Annotated in this window: 16 protein-coding genes; 7 read left to right on the top strand and 9 right to left on the bottom strand. The window is 66.4% G+C overall.

Features of this window, described 5'->3' with window-relative positions; translation table 11 throughout:
- Positions 1-22: 22 nt before the first annotated feature.
- Positions 23-1,561, top strand: coding sequence for an NAD(P)/FAD-dependent oxidoreductase (locus VIM61_12975; protein ID HEY8901318.1), 1,539 nt, complete (start codon positions 23-25; stop codon positions 1,559-1,561).
- A gap of 127 nt (positions 1,562-1,688) precedes the next feature.
- A complete protein-coding gene (locus tag VIM61_12970) occupies positions 1,689-2,498 on the top strand; it encodes a lysophospholipid acyltransferase family protein (GenBank protein ID HEY8901317.1) in 810 nt (269 codons plus the stop codon).
- A gap of 327 nt (positions 2,499-2,825) precedes the next feature.
- On the opposite strand, the gene VIM61_12965 is transcribed toward VIM61_12970, so the two are convergent.
- From VIM61_12965 to VIM61_12945, 5 genes are read right to left on the bottom strand one after another with little or no spacing between them, the layout of a single operon-like run.
- Entirely contained in the window at positions 2,826-3,542 is a 717-nt protein-coding gene (locus tag VIM61_12965; GenBank protein ID HEY8901316.1) for a lysophospholipid acyltransferase family protein, read from the bottom strand.
- Positions 3,539-4,273, bottom strand: coding sequence for a GNAT family N-acyltransferase (locus VIM61_12960; protein HEY8901315.1), 735 nt, complete (start codon positions 4,271-4,273; stop codon positions 3,539-3,541). Before VIM61_12960 ends, VIM61_12965 begins: the two co-directional genes overlap by 4 nt.
- Entirely contained in the window at positions 4,270-6,876 is a 2,607-nt protein-coding gene (locus tag VIM61_12955) for a hypothetical protein (GenBank protein ID HEY8901314.1), read from the bottom strand. The genes VIM61_12960 and VIM61_12955 overlap by 4 nt, the downstream gene beginning before the upstream one ends.
- 57 nt (positions 6,877-6,933) lie before the next feature.
- Entirely contained in the window at positions 6,934-7,512 is a 579-nt protein-coding gene (locus VIM61_12950; GenBank protein HEY8901313.1) for an NAD(P)H-dependent oxidoreductase, read from the bottom strand.
- Between the two features lie 39 nt (positions 7,513-7,551).
- Positions 7,552-8,415 (bottom strand): SDR family oxidoreductase, encoded by an 864-nt coding sequence (locus VIM61_12945; protein ID HEY8901312.1) that lies wholly within the window; start codon positions 8,413-8,415, stop codon positions 7,552-7,554.
- Between the two features lie 121 nt (positions 8,416-8,536).
- Between VIM61_12945 and VIM61_12940 the strand changes: the two genes are divergently transcribed.
- From VIM61_12940 to VIM61_12920, 5 genes are read left to right on the top strand one after another with little or no spacing between them, the layout of a single operon-like run.
- A complete protein-coding gene (locus VIM61_12940) occupies positions 8,537-9,130 on the top strand; it encodes a sigma-70 family RNA polymerase sigma factor (protein ID HEY8901311.1) in 594 nt (197 codons plus the stop codon).
- Positions 9,130-9,477 (top strand): hypothetical protein, encoded by a 348-nt coding sequence (locus VIM61_12935; GenBank protein HEY8901310.1) that lies wholly within the window; start codon positions 9,130-9,132, stop codon positions 9,475-9,477. Before VIM61_12940 ends, VIM61_12935 begins: the two co-directional genes overlap by 1 nt.
- Positions 9,474-10,811, top strand: a complete 1,338-nt coding sequence (locus tag VIM61_12930; GenBank protein HEY8901309.1) for an amidase — start codon at positions 9,474-9,476, stop codon at positions 10,809-10,811. Before VIM61_12935 ends, VIM61_12930 begins: the two co-directional genes overlap by 4 nt.
- Before the next feature lie 38 nt (positions 10,812-10,849).
- Complete coding sequence (locus VIM61_12925) at positions 10,850-11,218, top strand: hypothetical protein (GenBank protein ID HEY8901308.1); 369 nt, start codon at positions 10,850-10,852, stop codon at positions 11,216-11,218.
- Complete coding sequence (locus VIM61_12920) at positions 11,215-11,421, top strand: hypothetical protein (GenBank protein ID HEY8901307.1); 207 nt, start codon at positions 11,215-11,217, stop codon at positions 11,419-11,421. The genes VIM61_12925 and VIM61_12920 overlap by 4 nt, the downstream gene beginning before the upstream one ends.
- Here VIM61_12920 and VIM61_12915 read toward each other — a convergent pair.
- Genes VIM61_12915 through VIM61_12900 form a run of 4 tightly spaced genes read right to left on the bottom strand, consistent with a single transcriptional unit; the run spans position 11,418 to position 13,239 of the window.
- The gene (locus tag VIM61_12915; protein HEY8901306.1) at positions 11,418-12,026 is read right to left on the bottom strand and encodes a pyridoxamine 5'-phosphate oxidase family protein; all 609 of its coding nucleotides are present in this window, start codon (positions 12,024-12,026) and stop codon (positions 11,418-11,420) included. The two genes, VIM61_12920 and VIM61_12915, sit on opposite strands and share 4 nt — an antisense overlap.
- 7 nt (positions 12,027-12,033) lie before the next feature.
- Entirely contained in the window at positions 12,034-12,183 is a 150-nt protein-coding gene (locus VIM61_12910) for a hypothetical protein (protein ID HEY8901305.1), read from the bottom strand.
- A 19-nt stretch (positions 12,184-12,202) separates the two neighbouring features.
- Positions 12,203-12,643 (bottom strand): nuclear transport factor 2 family protein, encoded by a 441-nt coding sequence (locus VIM61_12905; protein ID HEY8901304.1) that lies wholly within the window; start codon positions 12,641-12,643, stop codon positions 12,203-12,205.
- Positions 12,644-12,687: 44 nt separating this feature from the next.
- Positions 12,688-13,239, bottom strand: a complete 552-nt coding sequence (locus tag VIM61_12900; GenBank protein ID HEY8901303.1) for a carboxymuconolactone decarboxylase family protein — start codon at positions 13,237-13,239, stop codon at positions 12,688-12,690.
- Positions 13,240-13,336: the final 97 nt, after the last annotated feature.

Here is a 13,336-nt window from a genome sequence, read left to right as displayed (position 1 = left end):
AGTGGACGCACGATGATCGCCCATGCTGTATGATGTCATTATCATCGGCGGAGCGCTGTCCGGTGGCTCTGCGGCGATGCTGCTCCTGCGGAAAAATCCCGCTCTGCGCGTTTTGATCGTGGAGAAATCGCCTCGCTTCACCCGCAAGGTCGGTGAGGCCACGGTGGAGGTGAGCGGCTATTTTCTCACCCGCGGGCTCGGTCTCACGCAATTTCTCAACGAGACGCAGCTCGCCAAGCAGGGGCTGCGGTTCTGGTTCGCAAACGACGATGTCCGCACGCTGCCCGAGGCGAGTGAGATCGGGCCCCGCTACCAGGTGCGGCTGCCGTCGTTCCAGGTCGATCGCTCCGTGCTCGACGAGGAAGTCCTGCGTCGCGCGGTGGACGCCGGGGCGACGCTGCTGCGCCCGGCGAACGTCACGGACGTCGTGCTCGAGGCTGGCGGCGTGCAATCCGTCACCGTCCGCCACGGCGAGACGACGGAGACCTTCTCGGCCCGCTGGGTGGTCGATGCCTCCGGGGTGGCCTGTCTGCTGGCTCGCAAGCAGGGTTGGTGGCGGACGAATGCGGAGCATCCGACGGCGGCCTGCTGGGGCCGGTGGCGCGGGGTGAAGGACTGGGACGGGCTCGAGCTGGCGACGAAATATCCCGAGTGGGCCTCGGCGACGCACGGCTTTCGCAACACGGCGACGAATCACGTGGTCGGCGACGGCTGGTGGAGCTGGTGGATTCCGCTCAAGGGCGGCGATGTGAGCGTCGGCGTCGTGTTCGATCAGCGCCTTGTCGAATGGCCGCAGGGCGAGGGAAATCTGGCCGGGCGTCTGAAGGATTTCCTGTTCCGGCATCCGGTCGCGCGAGAGATGCTTGCCGATGCCGAGCTCATCGAGGGCGACGTCCACTGGCGCCGGAATCTCGCCTACTCCAGCGAGACGTATGCCGGTGATGGCTATGTGCTGGTCGGCGATGCGGCGGCGTTTCTCGATCCCTTCTACAGCCCGGGCATGGACTGGATTTCCTTCACCTCGACAAGCGCAGTCGACCTCATCGACGCGCAGATGCGGGGTGAGGCGATGGCGCCGCGATTGAAGAAATACAACCGCGATTTCTCGAGGAGCTACCAGCGGTGGTTCGCCGCGCTCTACAAGGACAAATACGAATACATCGGCGAGTTCGACCTCGTGAAACTGGCCTTCCTGCTCGACCTCGGCCTTTACTACATCGGCGTGGTGGCCAAGCCCTTCAAGGAAGGCCTCGCCGCGCTGCACTGTCCGCCGTTCTCCGGCGTGACGTCGCATTCGGCCTACCACGTGATGCGCACCTACAACCGTCGCTTTGCGGCGATCGCTCGCAGCCGGCGCGAACGCGGCCGCTTTGGCCGGATGAATTGCGGCATGCGGCACCTCGCCGCCGGCTATACGCTCGCGCCCGGCGACATCCGCTTGCTGATCCGTCCGCTGCTTGCCTGGGCGCGCCTCGAGATCGCCGAAGGCTGGCGCAGCTGGTGGCGCGCGCCCGAGAAGGAAGAATCCCCCGCCTATTCCGCCGCAAAACCGGCGACCTAGCCTTTCAAGCCCAGCGACACCCGCAAATCGCGGGCGGAAACGATCCTCAAGCGTGCCCATCGACAGCCCCACCCCCCGCGGACGGACGCTTCCTTCGGCGGGCAATCCCAGCTATTCTTCGCGGAAGATGCCCACGGTTCGCGCCGAAACCACCGCTCCGGTCGTTGCCGACGCGCTTTCCTGGCGAAAGCTCACCGAATATCTGCGGCAGTTGACCGTGCTGGGCCTGTTTTTCCTCATCAATGTCACGTTCAGCCCGCCCTGCCTGCTGCTTTCCCTGATCTTCGGAGATCGGATTCCCTGCTCCGTTGGCCAGCGATTGATCGCGCGACTTATCCGTTTTTGGCTCGGCTTTGCCAGGCGCGTGAACGCAATTCAGGTCGATTTTCCGGACGCGGAGAAGCTGGAAAACCTGCGCGGGGTCATCGTTGCGCCCAATCACCCCAGCCTGATCGACGCCATCATCCTGCTCGCGGTGCTGCCGCGGGCGGTTTGCGTGATGCGGGCCGACCTGGCGCTCAATCCCGTCTTCGGCGGCATGTCGAGGATGGCCGGATTCGTTCCGAACGACCGCGGCCGATTGCTCGTGCGAGGCGGCCTGGAGAAAGTTCGGCGGGGAGAGAATCTGCTGATCTTCCCGGAGGGCACGCGCACCCGCACGCGCGCGGTGAACCCGTTCAAGAAGGGCTTTGCGCTGATTGCCCGCAACGCCGGGGCGCCGATCCAGACCATTCTCATCGAGCGCGAGGGGCTTTACCTGTCGAAGAAAGTGTCGCTGCTCGACCGGGCGTCCCTGCCGGTGCGGTTCCGGCTGCATCTCGGTGATGTCATTCATCCGGAGGCCGGAGAAAGCGCCACGGAGCTGGCCCGGAGGGTCGAACGGTATTTCGAGGAGCGCATCGAGAACGTCGGAGCGGATATCCGGCTGGCGCGGTAATTATTCCGCCGAGATCAGGCCTCGAAGCAGAATGCACCGGCGGTCGCAAGATCAGGGCAAGAAAAGCCCCGCACGCGGCCCAAGGGGGGAGGCTGCGGCGGGGCTTTCTTGTAGTCGGGGTGGAAACTTGCGGCTACCGTATGTCATTATTACGCACCGGTTTCGCCGACTTGCGGAAAATTCTGAAAAATTTTTGGCGGAGCGCCTTTTTTAGGGGGCTTTTCTTTCCGAGCGCAGGTGGTTTCCTGCCTGAAAGGTTGCTTTTGGCCGCCGGTGCGTCGGCAAAAGGTCGCCGATTTTGTTGCCCGGTCGGAAATCCGACGCCGGCTACCTTGCCGAGTTCCGGAGAACGGCGATCTCGGCGTGGAGTTCCTGCGCCAGGATTTTCCGATTTGCGGCGGGCGGTCGTTGCGGACCGAAGTGCAGGCGGGCGCGGAAGCCGCGCTTGCCGAGAACGTTCCAGAAATGCGGGCCGAAGGTCATGTCGCGCCAGTAGCAAAGCTCGTCCGCGACGGATCCGCCGGGAAGGTCGTAGGCGATTGCGGCGGGAGTCGAGAGGTGACCCTTTCCCGCTCCCAGAAGGGAGGCCTTGAAGGGAAGGACGGTGGCGCCATCGCTGCTCGTGCCCTCGGGGAAGATGACGACGGGGAGGCCGGAATCCAGCGCGGCGCGGATCGCCGGGAGGTTCGCGCTCACCGAAAGGCGACGGTCGCGGTCGACGAAGAGGGTGCCCGCGAGCTGGCAGAGCAGGCCGACGACTGGCCAGTCGCGGACGTCGCTTTTCGCGACGAAGATGGCCGGAACGACGGAGCCAATGACGAAGACGTCGAGGTAGCCGAGGTGGTTGGAGACGACGAGGCCGTGGGACGGGATTTCGCCGCGGATTTCAACCGTGGCGCCGAGCACTCGGAGAATGCGCCGGCTGAGGCGCTGCATCCAGCGGGCTCGCTGGGCCGATGGGCGATCTCCAAATCCGGCAGGCAGGCTTGCCAGCACGAGGCCGGTGAGAAGGAGAAGGCGGGTCGCAGCGCGAAGGAAGCTCATGCGGGACGGAAATGCTCGGTCACGATTGCGGGAAGCGCCCGGCAATCCATCAACGTGAGGAAGTCGATCGTCCGGAAGGCGCGATCGATGGCGGGCGGGCCGCAGATTTTTGCACCGAGGCTGAGGTAGGCGCGGAGGAGTTTGGGCGGCGCGGGGCAGGCTGGGGGCGGCTCGGCGGGCGGGAGGGTGTATTCCGGGAGCGGTGTCGTGCGCAGATCGGGAGCGGCGAGGTGGCTCTTCGCGAGCTGGTGAAAGGTGGCATGGCCGAGGGCGGCGTCCTGCGACGTGAGCGAGCTGCAGCCGATGAGGTAGCGGGCGTGGTGAGCGGCGGCGTAGTCGGCAATGCCGCGCCAGAGGAGGCTGACGACGCGGAGCGTGCGGTGGTCGCGGTGGACGCAGGCGCGGCCGAGTTCGACGAGCTCGGGGCGGATGGGCTCGTAGGGCGCGAAGTCGAACTCTTGCTCGCTGTAGTAGCCGAGGTGCTGGCGGGCCATGGGGCCGGTCTGCATGCGGTAGGTGCCGACGACGGCGCCAGTCGTCTCGTCGGTGACGAGGAGGTGGTCGCAGACGGGGTCGAAGGCGTCCTCGTCCTGGCCGGTGGCGTGGGAGGATTCGAGCCCCTCGTTCAGCTCGAGGTTGAAGACTTCGTAGCGGAGCCGCAGGGCGGCCTCGACCTCGCGGTGCGTGGTGGCGAGGCGGGTGGCGTAACGTGGGGCGGCGAGCGTTTTCATGGCGCGAGGAGGTTGGCGACGAGGCCGGTCCAGCCGGTCTGGTGCGAGGCGCCGACGCCGCGGCCGGTGTCGCCGTGGAAGTATTCGTGGAAGAGCACGTGGTCGCGGAAATGCGGGTCGGTCTGCATGCGTTCGTTCCCGTGGTAGAGCGCGCGGCGGCCGTCCTTATTCCGCAGAAACAAGCTCGCGAGTCGCCGGGCGAGTTCGTCGGCGACCTCGGCGAGCGTGAGGAAAGTGCCGGAGCCGGTGGGACATTCGACCCGGAAATCGTCGCCGTAATAGCGGTGGAAGCGGCGGAGCGATTCGACGAGCAGGTAGTTCACGGGCATCCAGATGGGGCCGCGCCAGTTCGAGTTGCCGCCGAAGAGGCCGCTGTCGGATTCGCCAGGCTGGTAGCTCACACCGACTTCGCTCCCGCAGCAGCCGAAGGTGTAGGGGTGCGCCTCGTGGAATTTGGAGACGGCGCGGATGCCGTGATCGGAGAGGAATTCCGTCTCGTCGAGCATGCGCCGGAGCAGGCACTTCATGCGGTGACCGCGCAGGAGCGAGAGGAGGTGCGTGTCGCCCATGCCGGGCGCCTCCCAGCGGGAGACGAGCGCAGCGAGGTCGGGGCGGTAGTCGAGGAACCACTTCAACCGCTCGGCGAAGGCGGGAACTTTCTCGAGCAGCCCGGGCTCGAGCACCTCGACGGCGTAGAGCGGGATGAGGCCGACCATGGAGCGGACCTTCAGCGGGATCATGCGGCCACCGGGCAAGTTGAGGACGTCGTAGTAGAACTCGTCGCTGTCGCACCACAGGCCGATGCCGCTTTCACCGATGTCGTTCATCGCCTCGGCGATGTGGAGGAAGTGCTCGAAAAATTTCGTGGCGATGTCCTCGTAGACGGCGTTGTGCTGCGCGAGCTCGAGGGCGATGCGCATGAGGTTGAGCGAATACATCGCCATCCAGCTCGTGCCGTCGGCCTGGTTGATGTGGCCGCCGGTGGGCAGAGGCGCGCTGCGGTCGAAGACGCCGATGTTGTCGAGGCCGAGGAAGCCGCCCTGGAAGATGTTGCGGCCCTGCGCGTCCTTGCGATTCACCCACCAGGTGAAGTTCAGCATGAGCTTGTGGAAGACGCGCTCGAGGAAGGCGAGATCGCCGGGGCCACCGGTCTTTTCGCGCTCGATCTCGAAGACGCGCCACGTGGCCCACGCGTGGACGGGCGGGTTCACGTCGCCAAACGCCCACTCATAGGCGGGCAGCTGGCCGTTCGGGTGCATATACCACTCGCGCGTCATGAGCAGGAGCTGCGACTTGGCGAAGTCGGTGTCGACGAGCGCGAGGGCGATGGTGTGGAAGGCGAGGTCCCAGGCCGCATACCACGGGTATTCCCACTTGTCGGGCATCGAGACCACGTCGGCATTGTTAAGATGCTGCCACTCGGCGTTGCGGCCGTGGCGGCGCTCGGCGGGAGGCGCGGGCTGGGAGGGATCGCCGCGCAGCCACTCGGGGACGTCGTAGTAGAAATACTGCTTGCTCCAGATCATGCCGGCGAGCGCCTGACGCTGGACGTGGCGGGCGTCCGCGTCGGCGATGTCCTTTTGCAGTCGGGCGTAAAAGGCATCGGCCTCGGCGAGGCGCTTGGCGAAGATTTCGTCGAAGCGCGCGAAGGGGTCGCCCTCGCCGCGCGGGCGCAGCACAGCCCGCAGCGTGATCGCGCCGCCGGCGGGCACGACGCGCTCGAGGTGCGCGGCGGCTTTCGTGCCGGTGAGTGGATTCGCGGCGTCGCGGCGACCGTCGACGATCGCCTCGTGAAAGGCGTCCTTGAAATACCCGCTCGCGTCGCTGCCGTGGAGGCGGCGCGTATTCGTCTCGTTCTCGGTGAAGAGCCAGGCGTCGGCGCCCTCGACGAGGAACTCGTAGTCGCCGAGGTCGGCGTGGTGCGCGGTGATCGATTGCTCGTCGCGCGCGGCGAGGTGAGGCCGCGGCTGGCCGGGCTTCCACGACCAGGTGTTGCGGAACCAGAGCTGCGGGAGAAGGTGGATCGTGGCGTCCTCGGGGCCGCGGTTGTGGACGGTGACGCGCATCTGCACGGAGTCCGCGTCGGGCTTCGCGTAGTCGACGAACACGTCGAAGTAGCGGTCTTCGTCGAACGCGCCGGTGTCGAGCAACTCATATTCGGCCTCGTGCCTGCCGCGGCGGCGGTTCGTCTCGACGAGATCGGCGTAGGGGAACGCGCGCTGCGGGTATTTGTAGAGCATCCGCAGCCAGGTCTGCTCCGGCGTCGCGTCGAGGTAGTAGTAGAGCTCCTTGCAGTCCTCGCCGTGGTTGCCCTCGCTGTTCGTGAGGCCAAAGAGGCGCTCCTTCAGGATCGCGTCGCTGCCGTTCCAAAGTGCGAGCGAGAGGCAGAGGCGCTGGTGGTGATCGCTCCAGCCGGCGATGCCGTCCTCGCCCCAGCGATAGGCGCGGCTGCGGGCGTGGTCGTGGGGGAGATACTCCCAGGCGTTGCCATGCGGGCTGTAATCCTCGCGCACTGTGCCCCACTGGCGCTCGCTGAGATACGGGCCCCAGCGGCGCCAGGAGAGATCGATGGAGGAGGGTGCGGCGGGAGTCTTGCGGGCCATGGAAGCAAAGTGGATTTGCTTCTTGGTCGGTCCTGCCGCCGATTCCTTACGCGGAAATCACGCGCGGTGCTTTTTCGCGAACTCGACGAGCTGCGTGGCGAGCGCGGCGATCTGCTTGCCCTTGCGCTCGTCGACGAGCTTGCCGCCCTGGAAGACCTCATGCGCCGAGGAGATGGTGACCTGGTCCGGCAGCACGTGGACGCCGATGTTCCCAAGGATCGCGCGCAGGTGCACGAGGCCGCGAATGCCGCCGAGGCCGCCCGGCGACGCGGCCATGATCGCCGCCGCCTTGCCGCGAAATGCCGCGAGCGGCGGCTCGTCGTCCGTCTCGGCGCGCGACGCCCAGTCGATCGCGTTCTTCAGCGCGGCGGTCACCGAGCTGTTGTATTCCGGCGAGGCGATGAGGAAGCCGTCGCTCTCGCGCAGGAGGGCCTTCAATTTCTTTGCGCCATCCGGCAGCCCGGTGGTGTCCTCGACATCCTGATCGAACACGGGCAGTGAGAGGTCTCGCAGATCGATGACGGTGACCTCGGCGCCGGCCGCGCGGGCGGACTCGGCGGCGATGCCCACGAGGAGTTTGTTGAACGATCCGGTGCGAAGGCTGCCGGCGAGAGCGACGATTTTCGGAGGAGTCATGAGGCGAGGCTAAACCGGAAAAGTGATGAGCGCGAGCGGCTAGCCGCCCGTTTCGAAGCCCGGGTAGAGCGTCATGCCGCCATCGACGAAGAGCGTGATGCCGTGCACGTAGTCGGATTCGTCGGAGGCGAGCCACACCGCGGCGCGACCGATCTCGTGCGGCTCGCCGATGCGTTTGTAGGGGATCAGTTTCAGCAGTTCGCTGTAGTGCTCGGGCGTGTCCCAGGCCTCCATGTTGATCGGCGTGCGGATGGCGCCGGGGGCGATGCTGTTCACGCGAATGCGCCAGGGCGCGACCTCCTGCGCGACGCTCTTCATCATGAGCATCACGCCGCCCTTCGATGCTGCGTAGTTCACGTGGCCGGCCCACGGAATGACCTCGTGGACGGAGCTGATGCAGATCACCTTGCCGGCGGCGACGGAGACGTTGGGGTTCACGCCCTGCCGCTTGAAGCGCCGCACGGCCTCGCGCGTGCAGAGGAACTGGCCGGTGAGGTTCACGCCGATGACCTTGTTCCACTGCGCGAGCGTCATCTCGTCGAACGCGGCGTCGCTTTGCAGGCCGGCGTTGTTCACGAGGATGTCGACGCCGCCGAGCTTCGCGTCGATGTCGGCAAACATCGCCTGCACCTCGTCCTCCTTGGAAATGTCGGCGCGATACGCGTAGGAGCGGCCGTGGCCGCAGCCGCAGCGGGCGATCTCGTCGAGCACCGCCTGCGCATCGTCGGGATTCGACACGTAGTTCACGACGACATCGGCGCCGGCCTGGCCGAGCGCGATGGCAATGGCCTTGCCGATGCCGGAGCTGGCGCCGGTGACGAGGGCGCGCTGGCCCTTGAGGAGCTTGAGGGCCGGGCAGCTGGGGAGCATGGGCTCGGGGAAGGTGGGTGTGGTTGGAGTCATGGCAAATGGAAGTTCGCCCGATTCGTCGCTGCCGCGCGGGATTCCTTACAAAAGCCTTTCCAACGCGCGAGCGGGAGGAGTAGGAAGTGCGCCGGCGAACCTTTTCGTCCAGGGAGAATTCATGGAATCGCACCCGTCCGCTGCCGACCCCACCCGCTGGGTGGATGACCACGGCGACTGCCTGTTTCGCTACGCGTTCGTCCGCGTGCGCACCCAGGAAGTGGCCGAGGATCTCGTGCAGGACACGCTGCTCGCGGCCGTGCGCACGCAGGAGCGCTTCGCCGGACGATCTTCCGAGAGGAGCTGGCTCGTGGGCATTTTGAAGAACAAGATCGTCGATCACTACCGGAAGCTCGGGCGCGAGACGACGTTCACCGACATGGAATTCCTCAAGGACGAGTGCGCGCACAAGTTCGTCGAGCAGGGCTTCTGGAATCACGACCGCGGCCCGCACGACTGGAAGCAGGCCGACGAGGTCGCGCACCGGGACGAGTTCTGGCAGACGATGCGCGACTGCATGGGCAAGCTGCCCCAGCGCGTGGCCGACGTATTTTCGCTGCGCGAGATGGAGGAGGTGCCGAGCAAGGAAATCTGCCGCATGCTGTCCATCACCGAGAGCAATCTCTGGGTGATGCTCCACCGCGCGCGGATGGCGCTGCGCGAGTGCCTGGAGATGAACTGGTTCGATCGCGAGAACCCGCCGGAGGGCCACTGATGGCGGACGAATACAATCCCACGCCCATCGGCAACCCCTCCCTGCTCAAGCGCCGCAGCTGGCTCGAGACGCAGCTCGTGAAGTTCATCGGTCGCCACACGCCGAAGTGCCGCGATGTCGTGCGCATCCTCTCGCAATCGCTCGACGGGCCGCTGCCGCTGCGCACGCGCATCCAGCTCCGCTTTCACTACCTCATCTGCTGCTGGTGCCAGCGCTACGAGCAGCAGCTCCATCTGCTCCGCCGCTTCAGCCGCAACTTCCCCGAACGCGTCAGCAATCTCGAGACGTTCACGATGCCCGACGACGCGAAGGAACGAATGAAGCGGAAACTCCGCGGCGAGGAATGAGCGGCGGGATCTTCGAATCGGCGACGGCGATCGCGCGCGCGATTCGGGATCGGGAACTTTCCGTCGTCGAGGTCGTCGAGGCGCACCGGCGTCGCATCGAGGCAGTGAATCCGGCGATCAATGCCGTATGCCTGCTCACGGCGGATGCGGCTCTCGACGCCGCCCGCCGGGCAGACGCCGCCATCGCGCGCGGCGAACTCCTCGGGCCGCTGCACGGCGTGCCGATGACGCTCAAGGACAACCTCAACGTGGCCGGTGTGGTGACGACCGGCGGCACGCAGGGACGGCGGAATTTCGTGCCGCGCGAGGATTCCTCCGTGATGCGCCGGCTGCGCGACGCCGGGGCGATCCTGCTCGGCCGCACGACCACGCCCGAGCTCACGATGGCCTACGAGACCGCGAATCTCCTGCACGGACGGGTGAACCATCCTCTCGATGCGAACCTCACGCCCGGCGGCAGCAGCGGCGGCGCGGCGGCGATCCTCGCGGCCGGCGGAGCGGCGTTCGACATCGGCAGCGACACGGGCGGGAGCATCCGCGTGCCGTCGCATTTCTGCGGCACGGCGGGGCTGAAGGCGACCGACGGCCGCATTTCCAAGGCCGGCCACATCGTGCCGCCAGGCGCGCCCGCCGACCTCACGACGCAGCTCGGCCCGATGGCGCGCACCGTGGAGGACCTCGTGCTCCTGTTGCCCGTGTTGTCGGAGAGCGAGGTGCCCGATCCGGGAAAAGTCTCGATCGGCGGGCTTCGTGTCGGGTTCTTCACGAGCGGCGGTCTTGCCGCGCCGACGTCCGAGATTGGCGAGGTCGTGAACGCAGCATGCCGGGCACTCGCGTCCGCGGGCGCTTGCGTCGAACCCGTCCTGCTCCCGGGCGTCGAGGAGACCTTCGACCTCACGCTGGCGATGTGGACGGCCGATGGAGGCGAGGCGTTCCGCGAGGTTCTCGCCGCGAGCGGCACGACGGAAATTTCGCCGTTCATGGAAATCGTGCTCGGCGTCTGCGAGCGCGGGAAGGCGACCGATGTCGAAGCCGTGCTTGCCCGGTGGCGCGCCTTCCGGCGGCGCATGGGGGAGGCGGCACGGGCGTTCGACGTGCTCGTTTCGCCGGTCTGTCCGTTTCCTGCGCTCCGGCATGGGCGCTCGTTCGACGATGACTGCTTTCCTGGATTCGCGCACACGATGCTGCACAATCTCACCGGCTGGCCCGCACTTTCGGTTCCCGTGGCGAAGACCGCGGCGGGGCTGCCGATCGGCGTCCAGGTCGCCGCTGCGCCGTGGCGTGAAGATCTCGTTCTGGCTGCCGGTGCGTGCGTCGAGGGCTGTGCGCTGTAAGGAATCGCGCTTTTGGACGACTCCACTGTTGATGAAGTGTGTCCAGACATCGGCGCCTCGGCGAGCCGGATGCGCGACCGGGAGGTGGCGCTGAGATGTGGGAGCGCGTTCTCGACTGGATCTGGGATCTCCACGGGATGAACTGCCGGGAGGCCGTGCGTCTTTCCTCGCAGGCCCTCGAGCGGAGGCTGACGGCGCGGGAGCGCTTCACCTTGATCTGCCACTACGGTCTGTGCCGCTGGTGCCGGGCCTACGCGCGACAGATTCGAGCCATGCGGCGATGGATGCGCACGTTGCGCGAAAGGGCTCCGGGACCACGCCTTGCGAAGGAGCGCGCGGCGCGCATCAAGGCCGCGCTGGCCGCCGCGCGTAAGGAAACCCCGCCGCCTCGCGACGAAGGGAAATGATCTCCTCGTTCCGCAACCACTGGCCGGAATACCTCATCGAGGGCTGTCTGCTCGGCGCCTTCATGATCTCGGCGGCGACGTTTACCTCGCTCACAGGCGGGCGGGCTGTGTATTGCGCGAAGCTGCACCACCACAACGGCGAGCGCTGCATCTTCCGCTGCGCGTTTGGCGAGCTGATTCGCCGGGAGACGGGGCAACGCTAGGCGCCGTCTTTCGCGGAGCGGACCTGGGCCTCGAGCTCGGCGAGGCGGGCCTTCAGCGGCGCGACGAGTTCCGCGACCTCGGCCGCGGTGTAGCGCGGCGTGATGTATTGCGGGCAGTTCCAGTCGAAGCCGACGACGTCGATGAGGAAGAGGCGCTCGACCCTGTCGCGCAGCTCCGGGGCGGGGCTGAGCTCGTCCGCGAGCGCGGAATCCTCCCGCGCGTCGAGCACGCGGGCGTGACCGAGGATCTTCAGGCGTTCGCGGCGCGGGTAGTCCATGAGGAAGAGCGCGACGCGGTCGTTGCCGTCGAGGTTTCCGGTGCTGAGGAGCTGGCGGTTGCCTTTGAAATCGGCGAAGCCGAGCTGGTGCGGGCCGAGAACCTTCAGGAACCCCGGCGGGCCGCCGCGGTGCTGGATGTAGGGCCAGCCGTCGCTGTTCGTCGTGGCGAGGTAGAAGCTGTCGCGGCTCGCGATGAACGCGGCCTCGTCCTCGGTGAAAGCGTCCCGCTCGGGCGCGGTGGCGACCTCCTGATGCTTGCCGAAGGAGCGCTCCTGCGCGGCCTGGACGGCGGGCGTGAGCGCGATCTGCATGAATCGGGCGGCCATGGCGCGTTTATTTTTCGAAGAGCCACACGTAGATTCCGAACGCCACGTGCAGCACGAGGGTGATCGCGCACAGGACGATGGTGAAGAGAATTCGCGGATACATGAGGTATTCGCGCCAGCGGCCGGGCGCGTTCCTTTGGGCTTGGGTGGAGTTCATGATTGTTGCTGGTTGAGGTTCATGGGCGGGCCCAGCGGAATTTCCGCTCGGACTCGTCGATGGGTTGGTCGTTGATGCTGGCGTAGCGGCGAGCCATGAGGCCGTGCGCGTCGAATTCCCAGTTCTCGTTGCCGTGGCTGCGCCACCACTGGCCGGCGTCGTCGTGCCACTCGTATTCGAAGCGCACGGCGATGCGATTGCCGGTGAAGGCCCAGAGCGTCTTGCGCAGCCGGTAGTCGTGCTCCTTCGCCCATTTGCGGCGAAGGAGCGCGATGGCTTCCGCGCGGCCGTTTACGAACTCGACGCGGTTGCGCCATTCCGTGTCGGGCGTGTAGGCGAGGGCGATGCGCTCCGGATCGCGCGAGTTCCACGCGTCCTCGGCAAGCTGCACTTTCTGGCGTGCCGTCTCCTCGGTGAAGGGAGGCAGGGGCGGGCGCTGGGCAAGGTCAGATGATTTCATGGTCATGATTGTTGGGATGAGGATTTTTCGGGAAACTTCGGAGATCACGCGGCGATGGCCATGGCGGGCTCGACGGCGGGAAAATCGATCACCGTGCGGGCGACATTGTTCGTGTAGTTCGTGAGGATGTTCAGTGCGACATGCTGCACGACTTCGATGATCTCGGCGTCGCTCAGGCCGGCGCTGCGGGCGGCTTGCAGGTCGGTGTCGGCGATGTGGCCGCGCTGGAGCGTGACGGCGCGGGCGAGCTTGAGCGCGGCGTCGGATTTCTCGTCGGCGGCTGTGGCGCGGCGCGCGGCGAGGGCGTCCCCGGCGCTCAATCCGGCGTGGCTGCCGAGCAGCGTGTGGGCGCTCAGGCAATAGTCGCAGCCGTTGATCTCGCCGACGGTGAGCGCGATCTGCTCGCGCAATTTGGCGGAGAGCACGCCCGCGGCGAGGGGGCGGTTGAGGCCGAGGTAGCCCTCGAGCGCGGCGGGCGAATTGCCGAGGACGCGCATGAGGTTCGGCACGAAGCCGAGCTGGGACTGGACGGCGTCGAAGAGAGCCTTCGATTTGCCGGTTGATTGGATGGGATCGATCTGATGGATGCGGTTCATGGTCTTCGGATGTTTGAGGTTCTCGCCGAATGGTTTCGACGGGTCTCTCTATCTCATGTGGCGTGCCAACGGCCGAAAATGCGGATTTCCCAGAGTA

This window comes from Chthoniobacterales bacterium, assembly GCA_036569045.1.
In the GTDB taxonomy this organism is placed as follows: Bacteria; Verrucomicrobiota; Verrucomicrobiia; order Chthoniobacterales; family JAATET01; genus JAATET01.
This window is presented reverse-complemented; position numbering and strand designations above follow the sequence as displayed.